This is a genomic window from Sphingomonas endophytica (assembly GCF_014199415.1).
Taxonomy (GTDB): Bacteria; Pseudomonadota; Alphaproteobacteria; order Sphingomonadales; family Sphingomonadaceae; genus Sphingomonas; species Sphingomonas endophytica.
This window is the reverse complement of the sequence record NZ_JACIJN010000011.1, coordinates 84,536-109,725: the sequence shown is the minus strand read 5'-3', so window position 1 is coordinate 109,725 and position 25,190 is coordinate 84,536. Positions and strand designations below refer to the sequence as shown.

The window sequence follows — 25,190 nt, the reverse complement described above, 5'->3', positions numbered from 1 at the left end:
CCGGGATGACGGACGAGGCGGCACGGCCGTTGCCTTCGCCAAGCGCGGCGCTAAGGAGCGGGGGTGTGCGGCACGGGGCACCGGGGCGCGCACGATCTGAGGGCCGGACGGGAGTGGGCTAGCCGTGGTCGATAAGGTGTATGACGATGCCGCCGCCGCGCTGGGCGGGCTGCTGTTCGACGGCATGACGATCTGCGCGGGCGGGTTCGGGCTGTGCGGCATCCCCGAGCGGCTGATCGACGCGATCCGCGACGCCGGCACCAGGGATCTGACGATCGCGAGCAACAATGCCGGGGTCGATGGCGAAGGGCTCGGCAAGCTGCTGCGCACCCGGCAGGTCAGGAAGATGATCTCCTCCTATGTCGGCGAGAACAAGGAGTTCGAACGCCAATTCCTCGCCGGCGAGCTGGAGGTGGAGTTCTGCCCGCAGGGCACGCTGGCCGAGCGGTGCCGCGCGGGCGGCGCGGGCATCCCCGGCTTCTACACGAAGACCGGCGTCGGCACGCAGGTGGCCGAGGGCAAGGAAGTGAAGGTGTTCGACGGAGAGGACTATATCCTCGAACGCGGCATTCGCGCCGACCTGTCGATCATCAAGGGCTGGAAGGCCGACGAAAGCGGCAACCTGATCTTCCGCAAGACCGCGCGCAACTTCAACCAGCCGATGGCGACCGCGGGCCGGATCTGCGTCGCCGAGGTCGAGGAAGTGGTGCCGGTCGGCACGCTCGATCCCGATCACATCCACCTGCCCGGCATCTATGTGAAACGGATGATCGTCGGCAGCCCCTACGAGAAGAAGATCGAGTTCCGCACCACCCGCCCGTGCGTGCAGACGGCGTGAAGCGCGCGGGCGTCCTGCTGGCGCTCGCCGCGACGCTCGGCGGATGCGCGGCGCAGCGGCAGGTGCTGCTCGGGCGACCGAGCGCGCCGCCGCTTGCGGTCGATCCCCCTGCCCCGCCCGGCGTGCCGCCGGCGATGGCGTGGCTCTATGGCTCGGGCGAGGCGGCGGCTTTGTCCGAACAGGCGTATAACGGCATGGTCCGCTATGTGCGCGAGGTGCTGACCGCGGCGCGCGACCGGCGGGGGCGGCTGCCGTCGCAGCGCGCCGCCGGCACGCTGCCGCGCTGGCCGGCGTCGGTGGTGCTGGCACCCGGCGCGACCGCGGCGAGCGCGGAGACGGTGCCGTGCGGGACGCTGCCGCCCGCGGTGGTGCTCGACATGGACGAAACCGCGGTGCTCAACCTCGGCTATGAATATGACGATGCGCAAACCGCGCGCGGTTTCGACCAGCAGCGCTGGGAGCGCTGGGAAAAGGCCGGAGCGACGCGTGTAACGGCGGTGCCGGGCGCGGTGGCGGCGTTTCACGCGCTGCGTGCGATGGGGGTGACGATGGTCATCAACACCAACCGTTCGATCGGTAATGCCGAGGCGACCGCGCAGGCGCTGGCCTCTGCCGGGCTCGGCGCGTTCCGCCACGGCGAGACGTTGTTCCTGAAGGGCGATGCCGACGGCAAGTCGGGCAAGGACGGGCGGCGCGCGGCGATCGCGGCGAGATATTGCGTCGTGGCGTTGGCCGGCGACCAGCTCGGCGACTTCGCGGACCTGTTCAACCCGCCCGGCCCGGCCCCTGCGGTCGGCAGACGGATGCTGACCGCGGTCGCGCCGATCGAGGCGCGCTGGGGCAATGGCTGGTTCGTGTTGCCCAATCCGGTCTACGGCACCGGGCTCGGGAGTAGCTGGGACGAGACCTTCCCGGCCGACAAACGCTGGAAGGACGTGCCATGACCGACGAGCCAAAGGGCGCGATCGCGCTGGAGCATGGCGACGTGCTGACCGACCGTTCGGCCGAAGTGGCGCGGATCTGGGTCACCGACGGCGCGGGCGCATCGGTGTGGATCAACGCGGGCGTGCTGGGCGATGCGGAGGTCTTTGGATATTTGATGGCCGATACCGTCCGCCATGCCGCGCGCGCCTATGCCAGCAATTACGGCATGACCGAGGACGAGGCGTTGCAGGCGATCGTCGCCGGGCTGAGCGCGCAATTGCGCGAGCAGGCGACCGAGATCACCACCATCCAGGACGGGAGCCTGAACTGATGTCGCAGGAAGCGAAGGGCTGGGATCGTAACGGCATGGCGGCGCGCGCCGCGCGCGAGCTGAAGGACGGTTATTACGTCAATCTCGGCATCGGCATTCCGACGCTGGTCGCGAACAACATCCCGGCGGGGATGACCGTGACGCTCCAGTCCGAGAACGGGATGCTGGGGATCGGGCCGTTCCCCTATGACGACGAGGTCGATCCCGACCTGATCAACGCCGGCAAGCAGACGATCAGCGAATTGCCCTCCTCGGCCTATTTCGGCAGCGAGCAGAGCTTTGCGATGATCCGCGGCGGGCATATCGACCTGACCGTGCTGGGCGCGATGGAAGTGTCCGAGGACGGCGACATCGCCAACTGGATGATCCCCGGCAAGATGATCAAGGGGATGGGCGGCGCGATGGATCTGGTCGCGGGCGTCAAGAAGATCATCGTCGTGATGGAGCATGTCGCCAAGGACGGCAGCCCGAAGTTCCTGCCGGCCTGTTCGCTGCCGCTGACGGGCAAGAACGTCGTCGACATGATCGTCACCGATCTGGCGGTGTTCCAGCGGCCCGATCACGACGCGCCGTTCCGGCTGGTCGAGCTGGCGCCGGGTGTGACCGCGGACGAGGTCGCGGCGAAGACGGCGGCGCGTTACGAGGTCTGACCGCGGATGGCCTATACGCTGATCACCGCGAACCGGAATTATTCGAGCTGGTCGCTGCGGCCGTGGGTGTTGATGACGGCGCTCGGCATCGCGTTCGAGGATCGCATCGAACCGTTCGTGTCGATGGACAATTACGAGGCGTTTCGCGCCTTCTCGCCGTCCGGGCAGGTGCCGGTGCTGATCGACGGCGCGCTGACGGTGTGGGACTCGCTCGGCATCGCGCTGTATCTCGGTGAGCGGCATGACGGTGTGTGGCCGACCGACGCGGACGCGCGGGCGTGGGCGATGTGCGCCGCGACCGAGATGCACGGTGGGTTCGGGGCGCTGCGGGGCGAGCGGACGATGACGGTCGGGCAACGCGTGACGCCGCACGCCACCTCGCCGCGACTCGCGCGTGATGTGGCGCGGCTGGCGGAGTTGTGGACCGAGGGGCTGACGCGGTTCGGCGGACCGTTTTTGACGGGCGAGCGCTTCGGTGCGGTCGATGCGTTCTTCGCGCCGGTGGTGTTCCGGGTGCGGACCTATGGCATCGACGTCGGCGCGGTGGGCGCAGAATGGGTCAAGCGGATGCTGGAGCAGCCGGCGATGCGCGCGTGGGAAGATGCCGCGTTGGCGGAGACGTTCCGCGAAGAAGCGCATGAGGCGGAGGTTGCTGCGGTTGGAATCGTTATTGCCGATCATCGCGAGCGTTGAGCGATGAGGGACGTGCCTCATAGCGACGACCTCGCAACGCCGCGCTGGCGGCAGCGGCTGGACGAATATGCGCGGGCGCTTGTGTTGCTCCGTCGCACCGATGCGATCCGGCGCGCGCGGCCGTTGACCGAGGCGGAGGAGGCTGGGCTCATCCAGTTCTTCAATCTCACCGCCGAACTGGGCTGGAAAACAATGGCGCTGCGTTTGCGCAGCGACGGCATCGACGTGCCGGCCGCACCGCTGCCAGCGATCCGCGAGGCGATGCGCGCCGGCCTGATCGAGGATGGCGATGGCTGGGCGGCGGCAATCGAGCGCCGCAACCGCATGGCACACGTCTATGACCCCGCCGTGTTCGCCGCGCTGGTCGCCCCTATCCCCGGTCGTTTCCTGTCGCTGTTCGATGCGTTGCCGGGGCGGATGATGTGACCGGATCGGCGGACATCCTGCTGACTCCCGCGCAGCGCGACGAATTGCTCAAGGTCTTCGGCGCGTTCGTGCCAGCGGTGACCCGGGTGGATGTGTTCGGATCGCGTGCGAGCGGAAGCGCCCGCCCCGGCTCCGACGTGGATCTGGTGATGGACGGAGCGGTCGACGACGCAGTGGTGACGCGGATCGCGCGGGCGCTCGACGACAGCTATCTCAGCATCTTCGCCGATGTGACCAGCTATGCAGCGCTGTCCGACGACTCGTTCGGACGCGCGGTCCGGCAGAGTGCGCGACCGCTGTTCGATGCCGAAGACCTTCGCGCCGCGCCGCGCTTCATTCCGGTCGACGGGCGAAGCGACTGGTATCACGCGTAATTACCCTCCGCACGCCATTTTGTTACGCCTGAACTTGGATGCGCGATGCTTTTCGGTTAACAGCCGCGGATCATGTCCTCCGCTCCCCGCACATTGTACGAGAAGGTCTGGGACGCTCACGTGGTCGAGCGTCGCGACGATGGTTCCTGTCTGATCTATATCGACCGGCACCTCGTCCATGAGGTGACCAGCCCGCAGGCGTTCGAGGGGCTGCGCGCCGCCGGGCGGCGGGTGCGGCGCCCCGACCTGACGCTCGCAGTGCCCGACCACAATCTCCCGACCACGCCGCGCGTCGATGCGGCCGGCAACGAGCTGCCGATCGCCGACCGCGAGGGTGCGGAGCAGCTCGCGGCGCTGCGCCGGAACGTCGCCGAGTTCGGCGTGCCCTATATCGATGCGCTGTCGGCGAAGCAGGGCATCGTTCATGTCGTCGGGCCGGAACAGGGCTTTACGCTGCCGGGGACGACGATGGTGTGCGGCGACAGCCATACCTCGGCGCATGGCGCGCTGGGGGCGCTTGCCTTCGGGATCGGCACCAGCGAGGTCGAGCATGTGCTGGCGACGCAGACGCTGATCCTGTCGCCGTCGAAGACGATGGAAGTGCGCGTCGACGGCACGCTCGGCTTCGGGGTCAGCGCCAAGGACGTCGTGCTGGCGATCATCGGCAGGATCGGAGCGGCCGGCGGGACCGGCTATGTCATCGAATTCACCGGCGAGGTGATCCGCAACCTGTCGGTCGAGGGGCGGCTGACGGTCGCCAACATGTCGATCGAGGGCGGCGCGCGCGCCGGGATGATCGCGCCCGACGAGACGACCTTCGCCTATCTCAAGGGCCGCCCGCTCGCGCCGCAGGGCGCGGACTGGGACAAGGCGGTCGCGTGGTGGCGGACGCTGCCGAGCGATGTCGGCGCGCGCTACGACAAAAGCGTGGTGCTCAACGCCGCCGACATCGCGCCGTCGCTGACCTGGGGCACCAGCCCCGAAGACGTGGTGCCGATCACCGGATTCGTCCCCGCCCCCGACAGCTTCGCCGATCCGTCGAAGCGCGAGGCGGCGCAGAAGTCGCTCGATTACATGGGGCTGACGCCGGGGATGCGGATGCAGGACGTGCCGGTCCAGCATGTCTTCATCGGCAGCTGCACCAACAGCCGGATCGAGGACCTGCGCGCCGCCGCCGGGGTCGCGAGCGGGCGGCATGTCGCGGACGGCGTGCGCGCGATGGTCGTGCCGGGGTCGGGGCTGGTCAAGCGGCAGGCCGAGGCCGAGGGGCTCGACCGCATCTTCACCGAAGCGGGGTTCGAGTGGCGCGAGCCGGGCTGTTCGATGTGTCTGGCGATGAACCCCGACAAGGTGCCGCCGGGCGAGCGCTGCGCCTCGACCAGCAACCGGAATTTCGTGGGTCGTCAGGGACCTGGCGCCCGCACCCATTTGTTGTCGCCGGCAATGGCGGCGGCGGCGGCGATCACCGGACGGCTCGCCGACGTGCGCGAACTGATGGGTTGAGGACAAGGGGACGCGACATGAAGAAGATATTCATTTTCCTGATCGCCGGCTCGGTGCTGAGCGGGGTCGCCGCTTATGCCGCGATCGCGCGCCCCGCGATCCCGGCCAGCCGTCCGGCGCGCTGATGGAGCCGGTCACGCGCGTTTCGGGCAGCGCCTATCCCTGGGGTGCCAAGAATATCGACACCGACGTCATCATCCCGGCGCATTGGCTGAAGACGATCAAGCGCTCGGGGCTGGGCAAGGGTGCGTTCGAGACGGTGCGCGCGCAGCCGGGCAACATCTTCGACGATCCGCGCTACGCCGGCGCGCCGATCCTGATCGCGGGCGACAATTTCGGTTGCGGGTCGAGCCGCGAACATGCCGCCTGGGCGCTGGGCGACATGGGCATCAAGGCAGTGATCGCGCCGAGCTTCTCCGACATCTTCTCGGGCAATGCGTTCAAGAACGGCATCGTCCCGGTCGTGCTGCCGCAGGAAGCGGTCGACCGGCTGATCGAGGTGGCGAAGACCGATCCGGTCACGGTCGATCTGGAGACGATGACCGTCACCACGCCCTATCAGGACCGCTTCCCCTTCGAGCTGGACGCGTTTCGGCGCCGCTGCCTGATGGAAGGGCTGGACGAGGTCGGGCTGACGCTGGCAAAGGATACCGCGATTTCGAAATTCGAGGAGCAGCTCGATGACGAGCGGCCCTGGATCAGGAGAGATGCGGCACATGCGGGCTTTGCTGTCGAGGGCGCCGGGCGGACCTGAAACTCTGGAAGTCGGCGAGATGCCCGATCCCGTCGCCGGCGCGGGCGAGGTGGTGGTCGCGATCAAGGCGTGTTCGATCAACTATCCCGACGTGCTGGTGATCGAGGACCGCTACCAGTTCCAGCCGCCCCGCCCCTTCGCACCCGGCGGTGACATCGCGGGCATCGTCGCCGAGGTCGGCGCGGGCGTGACGCAATGGCGCGTCGGCGACCGCGTGATGGGCACGGTGCTGATGGGTGGACTCGCCGAGCGACGTGCCGTCTCTGCCAATGCGCTCTATCCGCTGCCCGACGGCCGAGGGTTCGAGGAAGGCGCGGCGCTGCTGCTCACCTATGCCACCAGCATCCATGCGCTGGTCGATCGCGGGCGCGTGAAGGCAGGCGACCGCGTGCTGGTGCTCGGCGCGGCGGGCGGGGTCGGGCTGGCGGCGGTCGAGCTGGCCAAGGCGTTCGGCGCGCAGGTGGTCGGCGCGGTGTCGAGCGAGGACAAGGCACAGGCGGTGCGCAATGCCGGTGCCGACGAGGTGATCGTCTATCCGCACGCGCCGTTCGGCAAGCCGGCCTCCAAGGCGCTGGCCGAGCGGTTCAAACAGGCCGGCGGCGCACATGGCTTTCAGGTGATCTACGACGCGGTCGGCGGCGATTATGCCGAGCCGGCGCTGCGCGCGATCGGCTGGGAGGGACGCTATCTGGTGGTCGGCTTCCCCGCCGGCATCCCCAAGCTGCCGCTCAACCTGACGTTGCTCAAAAGCTGCGACGTATGCGGGGTGTTCTGGGGCGCGTTCGCCGGGCGCGAGCCGGCCGCCAATCGCGCGCATATCCTGCACCTGCTCGATTTGTGGGCCGCGGGGCGGATCGCGCCGCGCGTCACCGAGGTGTTCCCGCTGGAACAGGGTGGCGCGGCGATCGCCCGATTGGGTCAGCGCAGCGCGATCGGCAAGCTGGTGGTGCGCGTCGCCGACTGAGTGACGTTGAATGTCGGCGGGGCGCGCACTATCCATCGCTCAGAGAGCACTGGAGCCAGCATGACCCTTTTCGACGATCGTGAGCGCGCATTCGAGGCCAAGTTCGCCCGCGACGAGGAAGTGGCGTTCCGGATCATCGCGCGCCGCAACCGGCTGGTCGGGCAATGGGCGGCGCAGCTGATGCAGCTGACCCCCGCCGAAACCGACGCTTATGCCAAGGCGGTGGTGCAGGCCGATTTCGAGGAAGCCGGCGACGAGGACGTGGTCCGCAAGATCTACGGCGACCTGACCGCGGCGAACGTCGACGTCGACGAGGCGGCGGTGCGGCAGGCGCTGGCGGAGCAGACCGTCGAGGCGCGTCGCCAGCTGATGCAGCCGGAGTAACGCCGATGCCGATGGAAGGAAGCGACATCGCCGCGCTCATCAAGGCCGGCATCCCCGACGCCGAGGTCGAGATGACCGATCTGGCCGGCGACGGCGACCACTGGTCGGCGCGGGTCGTGTCGGCATCGTTCGCGGGGCTGCCACGCGTCAAACAGCATCAGGCGGTCTATGCCGCGCTGGGCGGGCGAATGGGCGGCGTGCTCCACGCCTTGCAGTTGACGACCGCCGTTCCGAAGTAAGCGCGAGACGCACGACCGCATTCGCAAGGAAGACGATATGACCGACGATACCAACGCCCGCATCGACGCGCTGGTGAAGAGCAACCCGGTGGTGCTCTTCATGAAGGGCTCGCCGCTGTTCCCGCAATGCGGCTTTTCGAGCCGCGCGATCGCGATCCTCGAGCGGCTGGGCGTGCAGTTCGAGAGCGTCGACGTGCTGCAGGATCAGGCGATCCGGCAGGGGATCAAGGGCTATTCGGACTGGCCGACGATCCCGCAGCTGTATGTCGGTGGCGAGTTCGTCGGCGGATCGGACATCATGATGGAGATGTACGAGGCCGGCGAGCTGGGCGAGCTGTTCCAGAAGGCGGGCGCGGCGGCGGCACCGCAGGCGTAAGGCCATCCGCGCCGCGCCGGTCGGCTGACCGGCGATGGCGGTGGAGTTTGATCCGCCCGGCTTGAACCGTTTCCCATCGTCACCCCGGCGAAAGCGGGGGGCCAGTCGGGAAGGCCAACGACATGAAGGGTGGCCTACATCATCAGCGTCCCCCAATTCAGCCCCGGCGTTCGCCGGGGTCGCGCTTCAGCTTGAATGGGCCAAACTCGAGCGTTGCGCCAGCTGGTGCCCCCGTGCCGATGCTGGCTGTGACCGGAATTGATGTGGGATCGTAGCGCGGGCGGGGTTAGCGCCAATTCGTCAGACGGAGGGGCGGCTTCGGCCCGACGTCCCGCAACCTGCGCCGCGCTGGTCGGTTGACCGGCGATGGCGGACGAACCTCACAGTGTCGGCGACATCCTCGACGCGATCGACGATCTCGCCGGCAAGCAGGACGAGGTAGCAGTCGGCGATGTCGTCGAGGCGCTGGGCGCCCGCGGCTTCGGGCCGTTGCTGATCGTCATGCCACTGATCGACATTTCGCCGATCGGCAGCATTCCCGGCCTGCCGACCGCGATGGCGGCGGTCATCATGCTGATCGCGGTGCAAATGGCGTTGGGACGCAAGCATCTGTGGCTGCCGGGCTTCGTGCGGCGGCGTGCGGTGTCGGCGGACAAGGTGCGCAAGGCGGTCAAAAAGACGCGCGGGGTCGCGCGGTTCATGGATCGCTGGTTCCACGGGCGGTTGCCGGCGCTGACGCGCGGGCCGTTCGTACGCGCGGCGGCGATCGGGGTGATCGCGCTCGCCTGCGCGGTACCGCCACTGGAGCTGCTGCCGCTCGCCACCACCGCGCCGATGCTGGCAATCGCGGCGTTCGGGCTGGCGATCACCGTGCGCGACGGGTTGCTGATGATCGTCGCGACGGTGCTGGCGATGGCGGCGGTCGGGATCGGTGTGGGGTTGTGGAGCGGACGGGATTGAGCCCCGTTTCGTCGTCGCGAGCGCAGCGAAGCAATCCAGGGCCGGAGCAGGACGCTCTGGATTGCTTCGCTGCACTCGCAATGACGTGGCACTAAGGCCGTGACCGCGGACTTGACCCGGGGTCACGCTTCTTGCTCCCATCGCAAAGAAGAAGCGGGATCCCGGATCAAGTCCGGGATGACGGCAAGAGAAAAGGCCGCCTCGTTGTTCACGAAGCGGCCTCTAACTCAATCAGGCAATGGCCCGGTCAGATGTCGTCGCCGAGCGCGCCCTTGACCTTGCCCTTGAACTGCTCACCCTTGCCTTCGGCCTGCTGTGCCTTGCCTTCGGCGGCGAGGTTGGGATCGCGGTTATGGTCGCCGACGGCTTCCTTCACCTTGCCGATCGCTTCGTTGACATTGCCCTTGATCTTGTCGGTCAGCTCGCCCATCGTCGATCTCCTTGCTCGAAACCCTGTGACGACAGAACGGTGCTGCAACGACGCGGTTCCGTAACGGCCGGACAATCCTTTCTTTAGATCAATCCCGACAGCGGGCTCGACGGGTCAGCATAGCGGCGCTTGCCCATGCGACCGGCGCGATAGCCCAGCCGCCCGGCCTCGACCGCGGCCTTCATCGCGGCGGCCATCAGCACCGGGTCTTTCGCCTCGGCGATCGCGGTGTTCATCAGGATGCCGTCGCAGCCCAGCTCCATCGCCACCGCCGCGTCGCTCGCCTGCCCGACTCCGGCATCGACCAGCACCGGCACGTTCGCGCCCTCGACGATCAGCCGGATCGTGACCTGATTTTGGATGCCGAGCCCCGAGCCGATCGGCGCACCCAGCGGCATGATCGCCACCGCGCCCGCCTCTTCGAGCTGCTTGGCGGCGATCGGATCGTCGACGCAATAGACCATCGGCTTGAAGCCTTCGCGGACCAGCACCTCGGTCGCCTTCAGCGTCTCGCGCATGTTCGGATAGAGCGTGCGCGCCTCGCCGAGCACCTCGAGCTTGACGAGATTCCAGCCGCCCGCCTCGCGCGCCAGCCGCAGCGTGCGGATCGCGTCCTCGGCGGAGAAACAGCCGGCGGTATTGGGAAGGTAGGTGACCTTCTTCGGGTCGATATAGTCGGTGAGCATCGGCGCACTCGGATCGCTGACGTTGACGCGGCGGACCGCGACCGTGACGATCTCCGCCCCCGATGCCGCAACCGCCGCGGCGTTCTGCGCGAAGTCCTTGTACTTGCCGGTGCCGACGATCAGCCGCGAGCGGAAGGTGCGGCCGGCGACCGTCCAGGCATCGTCGGCGATCGGCTGGACATGATCGCCGCCGCCGACGAAGTGGACGATCTCCAGCTCGTCGCCGTCCTCGACCACCACCTGCGTCAGCGTCGAGCGCGGCACGACCTCGAGGTTGCGTTCCACCGCCACCTTCTCGGGAACCAGCCCGAGCGACTCCGCCAGCTCGGCGAGGGTGATCCCGGCGGTCACGCGCTTGTGCTCGCCGTTCACGGAAATGGTGATGGTGCCATCGGTATGTGCCATGCGCGTCATCTAGGCACGCGCGTGCCGGGGGGCAATGTTGCGTGACCGGACGCCGGGTGCGATGGTGCGCGGCGATGACCGATCTTGTCTATGTCCTCAACGGACCGAACCTGAACCTGCTCGGCGTGCGCGAGCCCGACATCTATGGCCACGACACGCTGGACGATATCGCCGGGGCGCTGGAGGATCGTGCGCGCGAGCTGGGGCTGACGATCGACATGCGCCAGTCGAACCACGAGGGCCATCTGGTCGACTGGCTGCACGAGGCGCAGGCGCATGACGCGCGCGCGGTGCTGCTCAACGCCGCGGCGTTCACGCATACATCGGTGGCGATTCACGATGCGATCAAGGCGATCAGGACGCCGGTGATCGAGGTGCATCTGTCGAACCCGCATACGCGCGAGGCGTTTCGGCATGTCTCCTTCGTCGGACGCGCCGCGAAGGGCAGCATTGCCGGTTTCGGCGCACTGTCGTACCAGCTCGCGCTTGAAGCCGCGGCGCGCTTCTGACAGGAGCCGCGACCAAAGGTCAGGGATAATTGGGGTTCAATGGCTGACATTTCACACAATAGCGGGTCGATGCAGGTCGATGTCGATCTGGTCCGCCAGCTCGCCGAGCTGCTCGACACCACGCAGCTGACCGAGATCGAGGTCGAGGACGGCGATCGCAAGATCCGCGTCGCGCGCAAGGCGGCGGCGGTCAACGCCGCGCCCACGATGCATTATGCGCCGGCGCCCGCCGCGGCCGCGGCTCCGGCCGCCCCGCAGGTGGATGTCGCGGGGCCGTCCGCGCCGTCGGATGCCAATGCGGTGCGCTCACCGATGGTCGGCACCGTTTATCTCGCCGCCGAGCCGGGCGCGAAGCCGTTCTCGAGCGTCGGGCAGAGCGTCGCGGCGGGCGACACGCTGCTGATCGTCGAGGCGATGAAGGTGATGAACCCGATCACCGCGCCGTCGGCGGGCGTCGTCAAGGCGATCCTGGTCGACAACGGCCAGCCGGTCGAGTTCGACCAGCCGCTGGTGGTGGTCGAGTAAGCGGATGCCGCAGATCAAGAAACTGCTGATCGCCAACCGCGGCGAGATCGCGCTGCGCATTCACCGCGCGTGCCACGAAATGGGCATCAAGACCGTCGCGGTCCACTCGACCGCCGACGCCGATGCGATGCACGTCCGGCTCGCGGACGAGGCGATCTGCATCGGACCGCCGGCCGCGACCGACAGCTATCTCAACATCCCGAACATCATTTCGGCCGCGGAGATCAGCGGCGCGGACGCGATCCACCCCGGCTATGGCTTTCTCAGCGAGAACGCCAAGTTCGCCGAGATCGTCGAGCTGCATAATCTGATCTTCGTCGGACCGAAGCCCGAGCATATTCGCGTGATGGGCGACAAGGTCGAGGCCAAGCGCACCGCGGGCGCGCTCGGGCTGCCGCTGGTGCCCGGCTCGGACGGCGCGATCCATGACGTCGCGGAGGCGCAGGCGCTGGCGGAAGAGATCGGCTATCCGGTCATCATCAAGGCCGCCAGCGGCGGCGGCGGGCGCGGCATGAAGGTGTGCCAGTCCGCCGACCAGCTCGAAACGCTGATGCAGCAGGCGGGCAGCGAGGCGAAGGCGGCGTTCGGCGACGCGACCGTCTACATGGAAAAATACCTCGGGAACCCGCGGCACATCGAGTTCCAGGTGTTCGGCGACGGCAACGGCCAGGCGATCCACCTCGGCGAGCGCGATTGCTCGCTCCAGCGCCGCCACCAGAAGGTTGTCGAGGAGGCTCCCTCCCCGGTCATCACCGCCGAAGAGCGCGAGCGGATGGGCGGGATCGTCGCCAAGGCGATGGCCGACATGGCGTATCGCGGTGCGGGGACGATCGAGTTCCTGTGGGAAAACGGCGAGTTCTACTTCATCGAGATGAACACCCGGCTGCAGGTCGAGCATCCGGTGACCGAGGCGATCACCGGGCTGGATCTGGTCCGCGAACAGATCCGCATCGCCGAGGGGCATCCGCTGACGCTGCGTCAGGAAGACGTGGTGTTCCGCGGCCATGCGATCGAATGCCGCATCAACGCCGAGGACCCGCGCACCTTCGCGCCGTCGCCGGGGCTGGTGAAGCAATATCACGCGCCGGGCGGGATGCACGTCCGCGTCGATTCGGGGCTCTACGCGGGCTATAAGGTGCCGCCTTATTACGACAGCATGATCGCCAAGCTGATCGTCTACGGCACCACCCGCGAAGGCGCGCTGCGCCGCCTGCGCCGCGCGCTGGAGGAGTTCGTGATCGAGGGGATGAAGACCACCATCCCGTTGCATCAGGCGCTGCTCGACGATCCCGAGTTCCGCGAGGGGGCGTATACGATCAAGTGGCTGGAGGAATGGCTGGCCAGGCAGGGGTGAGATAGCTTTCACCCGTATTCTTCCGGTTACTTTCTCCAATCTACGTCGCCCATGGCCGATCGGTATCGCGGCACGACATCGAGCCCCTCCCCTTCAGGGGAGGGGTTGGGGTGGGGAAGTCACGAAGAATGGTCTCGGTGAGACACGCCCCACCCCTTGCCCCTCCCCTGAAGGGGAGGGGTAAACGACGATAGAGCGCGACAATCCCGACTGGCTCGACCTTTTCGAGCGATTCGCCTGAAGAAGCGGGGCCCCGGATCAAGTCCGGGGCGACGGTCATCTTGCAGCGATGCCGATTGTCTCAGCCGGATCAACCGCGTCAGCCTCGCCCCTCGATCAGCCCCAGCAACCGGTCGCGCTTGTCGACCAGCGCGGCCATGTCGCCCGTCGGCGCCACCCGCCCCGCCATCGCGCGGTCGAGCCGCTCGCGCGCCGCCGGCGTGATGTCGCCCAGCCGCGCGGCGATCTCCTCCATCTCCGCCATCCGCGCCCAGCAATCGAGCACGACGTCGCACCCCGCCGCGATCGCCCCCGCCGCCTTGTCACCTGCCGAGCCGGATAGCGCCTTCATGTCGATGTCGTCGGTCATCAACAGCCCGTCGAAGCCGATCCGCCCGCGGATCACTTCCTCGATCACCACCGGTGACAGCGTCGCGGGCCGCTCGGCGTCCCAGGCCTGATAGACGATATGGCTGGTCATCCCCATCGACGCGTGCGCCAGCGTGCGGAAGGGCGCGAGGTCGTCTTCCAGCTCCGCCGCCGAGGCGGTGACGGTCGGCAGGTGGTAATGCGTGTCGAGCAGCGCGCGGCCGTGCCCCGGCATGTGCTTGACCACCCCGACCACGCCGCCCGCCGCCAGCCCTTCCAGCGTCGCACGGCCCATCGCCGCGACGCGCATCGGCTCGTGCCCGAAGGCGCGCGACGTGATCGCCTCGGTCGTCTCGGGGCGCGCGACGTCGAGGATCGGGTGGCAGTCGACGGTGATCCCGACCTCCGACAGCATCAGCCCCAGCGCATGGCCATTGGCGCGCGCCGCCTCGATCCCCGACATCGGCGCCAGTTCGTAGAGCCGGTCGAAATCGGGGCCGGCGGGAAACGCCGGCCATTCCGGCGGTCCGAGCCGCGCGACGCGTCCGCCCTCCTGATCGACGAGGATCGCGACATCGTCGCGCCCTTCCAGTTCGCGCAGCGAATCGGTGAGCGCGCGCAGCTGCGCGCGCGTCTCGACGTTGCGGCGGAACAGGATGTAGCCGGCAGGGCGCACCGCGTGGAAGAAGGCGCGTTCCGCCGCGGTGAGGACGGGGCCGGAAAGGCCGAAGATCACAGGCTTCATGCCCGCGCTTCTAGGGCGGAACGTGGCGTGGAGGAAATGGCTTTGGAAGTCCGCGCGTCCGGCCTAGCTATGGGCGCCGATGTCGGGCCGTCGACCCACACCTGCCGTTCGTCCTGAGCTTGTCGAAGGGCGGGGGAACGGGCACGTGCTTCGACAGGCTCAGCACGAACGGTCAGGGTGATGCCGGCGGGCCGGGAAGCGCTTTGGGTGACGATTGCAGGAGAAGACGATGCGCGTTTCGGGTTGCCTGGCTTGCCTCATCGTCGCTGCCCTGCCGCATGCCGCGCTGGCGCAGGACGCGCCGCCGCCGGCCGATCCCGGCGCGCTGCAATCCACCACCCCCGACGACGTTCCCCCGCCGCGCGTCCCGATGCGCGTGCAGGTCGCCGCCGGCCCGCAGTGGCAGCCGTGGTTCCCCGGCGACGACCAGCGCCGGCTGAGCCCGTGGTTCAGCCTTTCGCGAACGCGCGGCGACACGCCGTTCGCGTTCGGCGCGCCCGACGACGGGACGAACCTGACGCTGCTCCGGCGCGGGCGCACCGAATATGCGATCGCGCTGCGCCGTGAAGGGCGACGGCGCGGCAACGATCTGGTCCCCGGCCTGCCGGGCATCGGGCGGACGCTGGAACTGGGCGGTTCGATCGAGACATGGACCGGCGATCAGGTCCGCTGGCGCGGCGACGTGCGCAAAGGGGTCAACGGCCACAACGGCTGGATCAGTCAGCTCGGGATGGATTACGTCCGCCGCGATGGCGACGACTGGCTGGTGTCGCTGGGCCCGCGCGTGCTGCTCGGCGACGGACGATATCAGCGCGCGTGGTTCGGGGTCGACGATCGCGCCGCCGCGGCGACGGGATTGCAGCGCTACACCCCCAAGGCCGGGCTGCGCTCGCTGGCGCTGACCGGCAGCGCGTCGAAGGAGATTTCACGCCATTGGGGCGTCGAGGCGAACGTGACCTACGAACGGCTGGTCGGTGGCGCCGCCGATTCACCGATCATCCGCCGCGTCGATTCGGCGACGCAGCTCCAGGTCGCGATTGGGATGCATTACACCTTCTCGGTGCGGCTGCCTGATCGCGGCATCTTCCGGCTCATCCGGTGACGAAACAGCCCTCGCCGGCCAGCTTCAGCCGGGCGCAGAGATCGGCGGCGGTGGCGGCGGTGCCGGCGTTGACGCGCAGCCGATAGACGGTCTTGCCCTTCACCACCGCGGGCTGCACGATCTTCTCCAGCGTCGCCACATAGCCGAAGCGGCGCGCGATCTGACTCCATGCGCCGTTCGCGACCGCCTGGCTGGGGAAAGCGCCGAGCTGGACCATCGCCCCGCCCGACGCCGCGCCCGACACTTGCGTCGCGGGTGCGCTGACCGGGCGTTGCGCGCGCAGCGGCGCGGCAGCCTGCGGCACCGCGACGCTGGCGGTCGGTGCGCCGCTCGCGGTCGTGCTGGGGCTCGCTGCCGGCGCCGTCGCGCGCGCCACCGGTGCTTCAGGCACCTGGGCGAGATCGATCGCGGCGTCGGTGTGACTGCCGGCGCTGGCGGCGATCGCCGAATCGCCCTCGCCGATCACCTTCATCCCGCCGGGCTCGTCGGGGCGGATTTTATAGTCGCCGGCCGGCGCGGCGATCAGCCGCCCGTCGCCGCCGCTGCCCGCGAACTGCCAGCGGTATAGCCCGAACAGGATCGCGCCGAGCACCAGCAGGCCGACCGCGACCAAGGCGACGATCCGCCCGACGGGCACCGCATAGGGATCGTCGGCCTCGACGGTATCGAGCCACGGCAGGCGATCCGCATCGCTCATCCGGCCGATCGGCTCCCCCTCACGCATCAGTGCATCTCCGCCACCGCCTCTACCCCCATGATGGCGAGGCCGTTTCGGATGATCTGGCCGATCGCGGCGGCGAGCGCCAGCCGTGCCGCGGTGACGGCGTGATCGTCGGGCACCAGGAAGCGCCGGTCGGGCCGGTCGTTGCCGGCGTTCCACAACGAGTGGAATTCCGCCGCCAGATCATAGAGATAAAAGGCGATGCGATGCGGCTCGCGCGCCGCCGCCGCCGTCTCCACCACGCGCGGGAACTGGCTGGCGAGCCGCACCAGCGCCAGCTCTTCCGTATCAAGCCGGGACAGATCGGCGCCATCGGCCGCAATCCCCGCCTCGGCGGCCCGCCGGTGGAGCGAATGGACGCGGGCGTGCGCGTACTGCACGTAGAAGACCGGATTCTCTTTCGACGCCTCGACGACCCTGGCGAAGTCGAAGTCCATCTGCGCGTCCGACCGCCGCGTCAGCATCGTGAAGCGCACCACGTCCTTGCCGACCTCGCGCACGACATCGGCCAGCGTCACGAAATTGCCGGCGCGCTTCGACATCTTGACCGGCTCGCCGCCGCGCAGCAGCCGCACCATCTGGACCAGCTTCACATCGAAGCGCGTCTTGCCCTCGGTCAGCGCGGCGACCGCAGCCTGGATGCGCTTGACGGTGCCGGCATGGTCCGCGCCCCAGATGTCGATCAGCTGGTCGGCGCCCGCGGCCTTCTGGAAGTGATAGGCCATATCGGCGCCGAAATAGGTCCAGCTGCCGTTCGACTTGCGGATCGGGCGATCCTGATCGTCGCCGAACTGCGTCGAGCGGAACAGCGGCAGTTCGACCGGCTCCCAGTCGTCGGGCGTCTCGCCCTTCGGGGCTTCGAGGACGCCGTCGTAGATCAGGTCGCGCGCGCGCAGCACCGCCTCGGCCGCCTCGGGCTTCTTCGCCGCCTGCAACTCGGCCTCCGAGGAGAAGATGTCGTGGTGGATGCCGAGCAGCGCGAGATCGTCCTTGATGAGCACCAGCATCGCCGCGACCGCGCGGGTGCGGAACAGCGCCAGCCATTCGGACTCGGGCGCGGCCGCATAACGGTCGCCGAACTCCTGCGCGAGCGCCTGCCCGACCGGCACCAGGTAATCGCCCGGATACAGCCCCTCGGGGATCGCGCCGACATCCTCGCCGAGCGCCTCGCGATAGCGAACGTGCGCCGAGCGCGCGAGCACGTCGACCTGCCCGCCGGCGTCGTTGACGTAATATTCGCGGATCACTTTGTTGCCCGCGAATTCGAGCAGGCTGGCGAGCGCATCGCCGACCACCGCGCCGCGGCAATGCCCCATGTGCATCGGCCCGGTCGGGTTGGCGGAGACATATTCGATGTTCACCGACACGCCCTGTCCGCGCGTCGAGCGCCCGTAATCCGCGCCCTCGCCGACGATCGTCGCGATCTCCTCGCGCCACACGTCGTCGTGGAGCCGCAGGTTGATGAACCCCGGCCCGGCGACCGACACCTCGGCGACTTCGGGCAGCGCGCGCAGCTCGCCTGCCAGCGCCTCGGCCAGCGCGCGCGGGTTGGTGCCTGCCGGCTTGGCGAGCACCATCGCGGCGTTGGTCGCCAGATCGCCGTGCGTCGCGTCGCGCGGCGGCTCGACCGTGACGTTGCGGCGGTCGAGATCGGCGGGGAGCGTGCCGGCGGCGGTCAGCGCGTCGAGCGCAGCGTCGACATGGGCGGTGAAACGGGTGAAGAGCGTCATGCGCGCCGCTTAGCCGAAGGGCGGCGCGGACGCAAAATGCACCGGCACGACCGCTAATTGCAGCAGCCGCAACGACGAATGCGCGACCGACAATTGCGCTGTTGCAGCGCAGCATGGATGTTGCAGCGCATCAACTCCAGACAGGGAAACGTCACATGCGCTCCTCGATCGCTCTCGTCCTGACCGCCGCCGCGCTGCTTCCCGCCGTCGCCGCCGCCGCTACCACGCCGGCCGAGCGCAGCTTCACCCGCGACGGCCACACCTATGTCTATTCGCTGACCCCGAACGAGGACGGCACTACGCTGATCCAGGGGCATGAGGTCGGCAGCAGCAACAGCCGCTTCCGCCTGACCGTCAAGGGCACGCGCGTTTCGGGTCAGGCCAACGGCCGCGACGTCTCGTTCCGCACCACCCGTCCGCTGGCGCCGGTGGCGGTCGCCGCGAATTGAGCTGACGTCGTGATCCCGGACCTGGTCCGGGAGGCGGCTAGCTAAAATCGCTCGTCGTCCCGGGCTTGACCCGGGACCCCGCTTCTTTCGCCGACGGTCAGAAGAAGAAGCGGGGTCCCGGATCAAGTCCGGGACGACGAAAGGTTCACGTCATTGCGAGCGCAGCGAAGCAATCCAGAGCCGGATCAGGATGCCCTGGATTGCTTCGCTACGCTCGCAATGACGTTTCCGGTCAGAACCCTTCGGGCAGATCGATCGCACCCACCGTCTCGCGAAAGCGCGAGATCGCGTAGCGATCGGTCATCCCCGCGATGAAATCGGCGATGTGTCGGCTGATCCCCGGCTCGCTCCCGGGCAGCCGATCGCGCCATTCCTCCGGCAACAGGCGGGGATCGTCGCGATAGGCGGCGAACAGCCCCGACACCACGCGCTGCGCCGCGCCCGCCGCCGCCAGTTGCCGTGGGTGATGATAGAGATTGGCGTACATGAATCGCTTCAACTCGCGCTCGGCGGACGCCATCGCGGGCGAGAAGCCGATCAACGCCCGTCCCGCCGCACGCACGTCCTCGACGCTCGCCACCCCCGCCGTCGCGATCCGCGCGCGTGATTCGGCGATCAGGTCGTTGACCATCGCGCCGATCTGGCTGCGGATCAGCTCGCCGGCCAGCCGCTCGTGCGGCACGTCCGCGAAGCGCGCGGTCACCCGCCGCCAGCCGTCCGCGACCAGCGGCACCGCCGCGATCTGATCGAGCGTCAGCAGCCCGGCGCGCAGCCCATCGTCGATGTCGTGATTGTCATAGGCGATGTCGTCGGCCAGCGCCGCGACCTGCGCCTCCAGCGACGCATGGCTGGTCAGCTCCAGCGCTGCCTCCGCATCCGCCTCCGCCAGCGCCCAAGCCGGGACCGCGATCGGGCCGTTGTGTTTGGCGAGTCCTTCGAGCGTCTCCCACGTCAGGTTGAGCCCCGGCCAGCGCGGATAGGGGCGCTCGATCCGCATCAGCGTGCGCAGCGTATGCCCGTTGTGATCGAACCCGCCCGCCGCGCCCATCGCCTGCCGCAGCGCATCCTCGCCGGCATGGCCGAACGGCGGGTGGCCGATGTCGTGCGCGAGACACAAGGCCTCGGTCAGATCCTCGTTGAGCCCCAGCACGCGCGCGATCGTCCGGCCGATCTGCGCGACCTCGAGGCTGTGGGTCAGGCGGACGCGAAAATGGTCGCCGTCCGGCGCGAGGAACACCTGCGTCTTGTGGCGGAGGCGGCGGAAGCTGATCGAATGGATGATCCGGTCGCGGTCGCGCTGGAACGCGTCGCGCGGACCGCGGTCGGCGCTTTCCTCGGGGTGGAGCCGCCCGCGGCTGCGCGCCGGATCGGCCGCCCACGGCGCGCGCGCGGCCATGTTACTTGCCGCCCAGCTTCGTCATCTTCTGCCCGGCCTCGCTGGTGAAGGTGAAGGCGGACAATCCCTGCTTCTTGAGCGTGTTGACCATCGCGCGCGCCTCGGCCTCGGTCTTGTAGGGGCCGGTGACCAGCCGGTTGGTGGCGCGGTTCGACACCGAATAGGCGCGCTTGCCGGCCAAGGCGTCGGCCTTGCCCTGCACGTTCTTCCACGCCTTGGGCAGATCGCCCTCATTGGCGCCGCTGGCGACCTGCACCCAGATCCGCTCGGGCTCGGCGCGCGCGGCCTTCTTCTCGGCGGCTTCCTTGGCGGCAGCCTCCTTCCTGGCCTTTTCGGCGGCGAGTTCCCTCGCGCGCGCCTTGCGATCGAGCGGCTTGGCGGCCGGCTTCTCCGCATTATCGTCCGCAGCGACCTGCTTGCGCCCCTTCTCAGCGGCGAGTTCCTTGGCCCGCGCCGCCCGACCGGGTGGCTTCGCAGCGGGCTTCTCTTCCGGCTCCTCCGCGGCGGCGACCGCCTTTTGCGAAAGGCGCTTGGCGGCGGCGAGCTTCGGGCGCTTCTGCTCGTCCGCGGCCGCGTTGCGCTCGGCGGTCTGCGCGGCCTCGTCGAGCGTCGCGGCGGCGGGCGCCGGCGGGGCGACCACCGGCACGCGCTGCGCGCCCGGCATCGGCGCGACGCCCAGCTCGGCGGCGGGGACCGAGATGCCCGCAACGATCCGCGCGAGGATCGAATCCTCGCTGATCCGCGGCGGGCTGACCCGCAACGGTGGGGCACGGTGCGTCACCGCCGGCTGCGGCGGCGTGGTGGTCGCAGCGGCGAGTTGCGGCGCGGGGGTCACCGGGTGCGTCGGAAGCGGCTGGGTCTGCGCGACCGCGACCGGCGCACTCGCAGCCGTCCGGGCCGGCTGCTGCGACTCCGGCTGCGGCGTCGCAATCGGCGTCCGGGCCATTTGCGGCGCCGGAGTCGGCGTCGGGACCGACCGTGGCGTGGCCGCGGCAACGACCGGCGCAGGTGTCGGGGTCTGAGCCGGCACCGGCGCGCGCGTGTTCGCCGCCGCCAGCTGCGCCTCGGCGCGGTCGCGGCGGCGCTGTTCGCTGCGCGACAGCTTCTTCTGCGCCGTGGGCAGCGGCTGGACGGTCGGCGTCACCGAAGCGAGCTGCGTGCGCGCGGGCGTGCCGGCGAGCGGCGTCAGCGGCGGGACCATCCGCGCATCGGCGAGCCGCGCCGGAGTCGGCGCGACCTCGCCGAAATGGACCGCAAAGGCGCGATCGACCGGCGAGAGCGTCGGCAGCCGCTGGAAGAACGCTGCCAGCCCACCGGCCATCCCGCGCGGCATCATGCTGGTGGCGATCTTGTTCGCGCCCGAAACGTCGCCGTTCATCGCGAGGATGAACGCCCGCGCGCGCCACGCGCCGCGATCCTGGCGCCGCAGCAACGGCTCGATCTGCGCCAGCGCTTCCTCCTGCCGCCCCGAAATGCCCAGCGACAGCGCCAGCCGGCGACGGATCTCGTCCTCCTTGGCCGCCTCGCGCCCGCCCTGCGCCAGCGCTAGCCGGTAATCCTGCTGGGCGCGCTCCTGCTCGCCGATCAGGTCGTAGGCGAGGCCGCGGTCATCGGCATATTGCGGCATCGGCGCGCCGTGGCGCTGCGCCTGCTCGAAATAGCGCAGCGCCTCGCCCGGCCGCTCGCCGTTGACGAGGATGCGCGCGATCCCCGCCTCCACGCGGCCGTTGTTGGGATCGATCGCCTCGGCCCGCTTGTAGAGCGCCGCGGCCGCGGTGGCGTCGCCCAGCGCGAACGACAGATCGCCCGCCTCGATCAACGCGGAAAGATCGCGCGGCGCGCTCCCCAGCCTGCGCACGACATCGGCGAGCCGGTCGGCATCGGGGTTGGGCGTCGCGACCACTTCCTGCGCCGCCGCACGCCCCGCCCCCGTCAGCGGGCCGGCGGCGAGCACCACCGCCAAGCAACCGGCGAGGTGGAAACGTCCCGATCGCGATCGAGGGACATGGGTCATGCGTAAAGCTCCCCGCCGCAGCCCGCGACGGGGCCGGACGGACCGGAAAAGGATATGGGCGACGCGATCGCCGCGTCCGCGACCACGGACCCGGGGGCGACGAGGGCGGACGGACGCTCGGTCATCGCGCCATAGAGCCGCTCGGGCATGAACCGGCAATGATGCGGCCGACCCGCCTGCGACGAAGCGAGCCTGAGCGGCGGTGCGCGGCCGAACCGCGCCCCGCCGCCGATCGGATTACTGGTTGTTCTGGCGATGCAGGAAGCGCGGCAGATCGCCCGGCTCGCGCCCATCGTCCTCGACCGCGCGGCCACCGGCGTTGCGGGTGGCGTTCTGCATCCGCTCGAACAGCGTCCCGCCCAGCTTGACGCGCGGCGCGGCGGGTGCCGGCGTTTCCTCCTCGGGCGTGCCCGGCGACAGGAAGCGGCGGCGCTGCGCGTCGCCGGCCGGCGCAGTCGCGGCAGGCGCGGGCATCAGCGACTCGGCACCCAGCACCAGCTCGTCCTCGGCGGGACGCGCGGGCGACGGGTCGATCCCCGCACCGGCGTTGGCGGGCGGCACGCCCTCGGCCATCGCGCCGGCGGCGGCGCCGCTCGGCTGCTGCGGCGGCACCGCGGCGGCCGGCTCATAGGCGACCGGCTGCGGCGCGGGGGTCGGGGCCGGCGCGGCGGCGACCGGCGCCGGTGCGGCATCGGTGCGGCGCGGCGCGTTGAAGCTGAAGGTGCGCGGCGGCTCGGACGGCGCGCTGGCGGCGGCGGGTGCGGTCGCCTGACCGACACTCTCTATCCCGGTCGCGACCACCGAAACGCGGATCTTGCCTTCCAGCTCCGGGTTGAACGCCGAGCCCCAGATGATGTTCGCATCCGGGTCGACCAGCTCGCGGATGTGGTTGGCGGCCTCGTCGACCTCGAGCAGACGCATGTCGTCGCCGCCGGTGATCGAGACGATCACGCCCTTGGCGCCCTGCATCGACACGCCGTCGAGCAACGGGTTGGCGATCGCCTTCTGCGCCGCGATCAGCGCGCGGTCGTCGCCTTCCGCCTCGCCGGTGCCCATCATCGCCTTGCCCATCTCCTGCATCACCGAGCGGACGTCGGCGAAGTCGAGATTGATGAGGCCCGGCATGACCATCAGGTCGGTGATGCCGCGCACGCCCTGCTGCAGGACCTCGTCGGCCATCTCGAACGCCTGCTTGAACGTGGTGTTCGCATTGGCGACGAGAAACAGATTCTGGTTCGGGATCACGATCAGCGTGTCGACGAACTTCTGCAGTTCCTCGATGCCGGCATCGGCCGACTTCGAGCGGCGGTTGCCCTCGAAGCTGAACGGCTTGGTCACGACGCCGACGGTCAGGATGCCCATGTCGCGCGCCGCCTTGGCGATGACCGGGGCCGCGCCGGTGCCGGTGCCGCCGCCCATGCCCGCGGCGATGAAGCACATGTGACTGCCTTCGAGCAGCCGCGACAGCTCGTCGATCGTCTCCTCGGCGGCGGCGCGGCCGATCTCCGGCCGGCTGCCCGCGCCGAGCCCCTGGGTGATCTTCGCGCCGAGCTGGATCTTCTGCTCCGCCTCGGACTGTTTGAGCGCCTGCGCGTCGGTGTTCGCGACCAGGAAGTTCACGCCCTGCACGTCCGCGCGCATCATGTTCGCGATCGCATTGCCGCCGGCCCCGCCGACGCCGATCACGGTGATCCGCGGGGTCAGGTCGTCGAGATCGGGCGTGATGAATTCGATGCTCATCGCAACATTACTCCGTCCGCCCGCATCGCACTGTTCAAACGGGCCATTTACACCGATGTGCAACATGCGGGCGCGCGGTGGAAGAGGAAACACCGTTAACCAACCCGTTGTCGCGTCAATAATTTGCCTTTGCGGCCTGCACGAGCTTCCAGAAGCCGCGCAGCCCGCGCTGGCGGTGGACCATCTGCTGCGTCGGCGCGAGGCCACGCAGGTCGATTGGATCGCTCGCCGCGAAGAACGCCAGCCCGGCCAGAGTCGCGAACCCCGGTCCGGCATGCGCCTCCGGCAGTCCGGTCAGCCCGCGCGGGCGGCCGATCCGCACCGACCGCCCCAGCGCCTGCTGGGCATAATCGGCGATGCCCTTCAGTTCGGCACCGCCGCCGGTCAATACCACCTGGCGACCAACCGGCCCCTCGAACTTGAGTTCCTTGAGCGCGCTCTGAATCTCGCCGACGAGATGCTCCAGCCGCTGGCGGATGACCGCGATCAGCGCCGCCTTGGTGATCTGCAACGCCTCCGAATCCTCTTCCTGCGTCCGCTCGCGGATCGTCACCATCTCGTGATTGTCGCGCGGAGACGCGTTGGCCGAGCCGTGGAAGCATTTGATCCGCTCGGCCTGCAACCGCGTCGTGCCGAAGGCGGAGGCGATGTCGTCGGTGATGTCCGCGGCGCCGAACGGGATCGACTTGAGCCCGACCAGCATCGACCCCGCGAACAGCGAGACGTTGGTGATCCCCGCGCCGATCTCGACCAGCGCGACGCCGAGGTCGCGCTCCTCGAAGGTCAGGCAGGCGAGCCCGGTGGCGACCGGCGCGGCGATGATCGACTTTACCTCCAGATGCGCGGAGCGGACGCACAGATCGAGGTTGCGCACCGGCGAGCCGTCCGCGGCGATGACATGGATGTGGACGCCGAGCCGGTCGGCGTGGAGCCCGAGCGGCTTCTTGACCCCGGTCAGCCCGTCGAGCGTGTAGAGCGCCGGCTGCGCGTGGAGCACCATCCGGCCCTGCGGGTCGATCGACTGCCGGCCTTCGTGGAGCAAGGCATCGATATCGGCCTGTTCGATGCGCATCCCGCCGAGTTCGGCCTCGATGAACGCTTCGTCGCTGACCAGCCCGCCCGCCGAGAAACCCGCCCAGACATTCTCGATGTTGAAGCCGGCGATCCGCTCCGCCTGTTCGACCGCCTCGCGCACCGCGACCTCGGTGGCGTCCATGTCGGCGATATAGCCGCGCTTGACCCCGCGGCTCTCGCGCTGGCCGGTGCCGAGCACGTTGAGTTCGCCGCCGTCGCCTTTCTGCGCAATCATCGCCGATACCTTGGACGATCCGATGTCCAGCGCGGTAATCAGGCCGTCAGGTGCTACCTTCGCCATCGCTC

28 protein-coding genes are annotated in these 25,190 nt (G+C 69.1%); 19 read left to right on the top strand and 9 right to left on the bottom strand.

Annotation, left to right across the window (positions count from 1 at the left end; translation table 11 throughout):
• Positions 1-124: 124 nt before the first annotated feature.
• From FHS97_RS15520 to FHS97_RS15455, 14 genes are all read left to right on the top strand, one after another.
• Positions 125-838 carry a 3-oxoacid CoA-transferase subunit A gene (locus FHS97_RS15520; protein WP_184040069.1) on the top strand — a complete coding sequence of 238 codons (714 nt, stop codon included), beginning with the start codon at positions 125-127 and terminating at the stop codon, positions 836-838.
• Positions 835-1,782, top strand: coding sequence for a 5'-nucleotidase, lipoprotein e(P4) family (locus FHS97_RS15515; RefSeq protein ID WP_311770244.1), 948 nt, complete (start codon positions 835-837; stop codon positions 1,780-1,782). The genes FHS97_RS15520 and FHS97_RS15515 overlap by 4 nt, the downstream gene beginning before the upstream one ends.
• Entirely contained in the window at positions 1,779-2,093 is a 315-nt protein-coding gene (locus tag FHS97_RS15510) for a DUF5076 domain-containing protein (protein ID WP_184040067.1), read from the top strand. Before FHS97_RS15515 ends, FHS97_RS15510 begins: the two co-directional genes overlap by 4 nt.
• Positions 2,093-2,743 carry a 3-oxoacid CoA-transferase subunit B gene (locus tag FHS97_RS15505; protein WP_184040065.1) on the top strand — a complete coding sequence of 217 codons (651 nt, stop codon included), beginning with the start codon at positions 2,093-2,095 and terminating at the stop codon, positions 2,741-2,743. Before FHS97_RS15510 ends, FHS97_RS15505 begins: the two co-directional genes overlap by 1 nt.
• A 6-nt stretch (positions 2,744-2,749) precedes the next feature.
• Positions 2,750-3,436: a glutathione S-transferase family protein gene (locus FHS97_RS15500; RefSeq protein ID WP_184040063.1), complete on the top strand. Its 687-nt coding sequence runs from the start codon at positions 2,750-2,752 to the stop codon at positions 3,434-3,436.
• Between the two features lie 12 nt (positions 3,437-3,448).
• Positions 3,449-3,862, top strand: a complete 414-nt coding sequence (locus FHS97_RS15495; protein ID WP_184040061.1) for an HI0074 family nucleotidyltransferase substrate-binding subunit — start codon at positions 3,449-3,451, stop codon at positions 3,860-3,862.
• Positions 3,859-4,236 (top strand): nucleotidyltransferase domain-containing protein, encoded by a 378-nt coding sequence (locus tag FHS97_RS15490; protein WP_184040059.1) that lies wholly within the window; start codon positions 3,859-3,861, stop codon positions 4,234-4,236. Before FHS97_RS15495 ends, FHS97_RS15490 begins: the two co-directional genes overlap by 4 nt.
• 72 nt (positions 4,237-4,308) lie before the next feature.
• Positions 4,309-5,739, top strand: coding sequence for a 3-isopropylmalate dehydratase large subunit (leuC, locus tag FHS97_RS15485; RefSeq protein WP_184040056.1), 1,431 nt, complete (start codon positions 4,309-4,311; stop codon positions 5,737-5,739).
• A 124-nt stretch (positions 5,740-5,863) separates the two neighbouring features.
• Positions 5,864-6,493 carry a 3-isopropylmalate dehydratase small subunit gene (gene leuD, locus FHS97_RS15480; protein ID WP_184040053.1) on the top strand — a complete coding sequence of 210 codons (630 nt, stop codon included), beginning with the start codon at positions 5,864-5,866 and terminating at the stop codon, positions 6,491-6,493.
• On the top strand, positions 6,456-7,457 hold the full coding sequence (locus FHS97_RS15475; protein ID WP_184040050.1) for an NADPH:quinone oxidoreductase family protein: 1,002 nt from the start codon (positions 6,456-6,458) through the stop codon (positions 7,455-7,457). The genes leuD and FHS97_RS15475 overlap by 38 nt, the downstream gene beginning before the upstream one ends.
• Positions 7,458-7,517: 60 nt before the next feature.
• A complete protein-coding gene (locus tag FHS97_RS15470; protein WP_184040047.1) occupies positions 7,518-7,841 on the top strand; it encodes a DUF1476 domain-containing protein in 324 nt (107 codons plus the stop codon).
• 5 nt (positions 7,842-7,846) lie between these two features.
• Positions 7,847-8,080, top strand: a complete 234-nt coding sequence (locus FHS97_RS15465; protein ID WP_184040044.1) for a BolA family protein — start codon at positions 7,847-7,849, stop codon at positions 8,078-8,080.
• 37 nt (positions 8,081-8,117) lie between these two features.
• Complete coding sequence (grxD, locus tag FHS97_RS15460; RefSeq protein WP_184040041.1) at positions 8,118-8,456, top strand: Grx4 family monothiol glutaredoxin; 339 nt, start codon at positions 8,118-8,120, stop codon at positions 8,454-8,456.
• A gap of 366 nt (positions 8,457-8,822) precedes the next feature.
• Entirely contained in the window at positions 8,823-9,416 is a 594-nt protein-coding gene (locus FHS97_RS15455; protein WP_184040038.1) for an exopolysaccharide biosynthesis protein, read from the top strand.
• Positions 9,417-9,663: 247 nt separating this feature from the next.
• Here FHS97_RS15455 and FHS97_RS15450 read toward each other — a convergent pair whose 3' ends face one another.
• Both FHS97_RS15450 and thiS read right to left on the bottom strand, forming a co-directional pair.
• Positions 9,664-9,846 carry a CsbD family protein gene (locus FHS97_RS15450; protein ID WP_184040035.1) on the bottom strand — a complete coding sequence of 61 codons (183 nt, stop codon included), beginning with the start codon at positions 9,844-9,846 and terminating at the stop codon, positions 9,664-9,666.
• 83 nt (positions 9,847-9,929) lie between these two features.
• On the bottom strand, positions 9,930-10,937 hold the full coding sequence (gene thiS / locus FHS97_RS15445) for a sulfur carrier protein ThiS (protein ID WP_184040032.1): 1,008 nt from the start codon (positions 10,935-10,937) through the stop codon (positions 9,930-9,932).
• 74 nt (positions 10,938-11,011) lie between these two features.
• Between thiS and aroQ the strand changes: the two genes are divergently transcribed.
• Genes aroQ through accC form a run of 3 tightly spaced genes read left to right on the top strand, consistent with a single transcriptional unit; the run spans position 11,012 to position 13,325 of the window.
• Positions 11,012-11,446 (top strand): type II 3-dehydroquinate dehydratase, encoded by a 435-nt coding sequence (gene aroQ, locus FHS97_RS15440; RefSeq protein WP_184040029.1) that lies wholly within the window; start codon positions 11,012-11,014, stop codon positions 11,444-11,446.
• A gap of 39 nt (positions 11,447-11,485) precedes the next feature.
• Positions 11,486-11,971 carry an acetyl-CoA carboxylase biotin carboxyl carrier protein gene (gene accB / locus FHS97_RS15435; RefSeq protein ID WP_184040026.1) on the top strand — a complete coding sequence of 162 codons (486 nt, stop codon included), beginning with the start codon at positions 11,486-11,488 and terminating at the stop codon, positions 11,969-11,971.
• 4 nt (positions 11,972-11,975) lie between these two features.
• On the top strand, positions 11,976-13,325 hold the full coding sequence (gene accC / locus FHS97_RS15430) for an acetyl-CoA carboxylase biotin carboxylase subunit (protein WP_184040023.1): 1,350 nt from the start codon (positions 11,976-11,978) through the stop codon (positions 13,323-13,325).
• A 319-nt stretch (positions 13,326-13,644) separates the two neighbouring features.
• On the opposite strand, the gene FHS97_RS15425 is transcribed toward accC, so the two are convergent.
• Complete coding sequence (locus tag FHS97_RS15425; protein WP_184040020.1) at positions 13,645-14,658, bottom strand: glycoside hydrolase family 3 protein; 1,014 nt, start codon at positions 14,656-14,658, stop codon at positions 13,645-13,647.
• A gap of 229 nt (positions 14,659-14,887) precedes the next feature.
• Here FHS97_RS15425 and FHS97_RS15420 point away from each other — a divergent pair, with 229 nt between their 5' ends.
• A complete protein-coding gene (locus FHS97_RS15420) occupies positions 14,888-15,760 on the top strand; it encodes a MipA/OmpV family protein (RefSeq protein ID WP_184040016.1) in 873 nt (290 codons plus the stop codon).
• On the opposite strand, the gene FHS97_RS15415 is transcribed toward FHS97_RS15420, so the two are convergent.
• Positions 15,750-16,484 carry an SPOR domain-containing protein gene (locus tag FHS97_RS15415; protein ID WP_184504223.1) on the bottom strand — a complete coding sequence of 245 codons (735 nt, stop codon included), beginning with the start codon at positions 16,482-16,484 and terminating at the stop codon, positions 15,750-15,752. The genes FHS97_RS15420 and FHS97_RS15415 overlap by 11 nt on opposite strands.
• Positions 16,484-18,211, bottom strand: coding sequence for an arginine--tRNA ligase (gene argS / locus FHS97_RS15410; protein WP_184040013.1), 1,728 nt, complete (start codon positions 18,209-18,211; stop codon positions 16,484-16,486). The genes FHS97_RS15415 and argS overlap by 1 nt, the downstream gene beginning before the upstream one ends.
• 155 nt (positions 18,212-18,366) lie before the next feature.
• Between argS and FHS97_RS15405 the strand changes: the two genes are divergently transcribed.
• Positions 18,367-18,660, top strand: coding sequence for a hypothetical protein (locus FHS97_RS15405; RefSeq protein ID WP_184040010.1), 294 nt, complete (start codon positions 18,367-18,369; stop codon positions 18,658-18,660).
• Positions 18,661-18,892: 232 nt separating this feature from the next.
• Here FHS97_RS15405 and FHS97_RS15400 read toward each other — a convergent pair whose 3' ends face one another.
• The 4 genes from FHS97_RS15400 to ftsA form a co-directional block, all read right to left on the bottom strand.
• Positions 18,893-20,056: a deoxyguanosinetriphosphate triphosphohydrolase gene (locus tag FHS97_RS15400; protein ID WP_184040008.1), complete on the bottom strand. Its 1,164-nt coding sequence runs from the start codon at positions 20,054-20,056 to the stop codon at positions 18,893-18,895.
• 1 nt (position 20,057) lies between these two features.
• On the bottom strand, positions 20,058-22,070 hold the full coding sequence (locus FHS97_RS15395) for an SPOR domain-containing protein (protein WP_184040005.1): 2,013 nt from the start codon (positions 22,068-22,070) through the stop codon (positions 20,058-20,060).
• Positions 22,071-22,307: 237 nt separating this feature from the next.
• Entirely contained in the window at positions 22,308-23,810 is a 1,503-nt protein-coding gene (ftsZ, locus tag FHS97_RS15390) for a cell division protein FtsZ (protein ID WP_184040002.1), read from the bottom strand.
• A gap of 115 nt (positions 23,811-23,925) precedes the next feature.
• Positions 23,926-25,185: a cell division protein FtsA gene (gene ftsA / locus FHS97_RS15385; RefSeq protein ID WP_184039999.1), complete on the bottom strand. Its 1,260-nt coding sequence runs from the start codon at positions 25,183-25,185 to the stop codon at positions 23,926-23,928.
• Between the last annotated feature and the right edge of the window lie 5 nt (positions 25,186-25,190).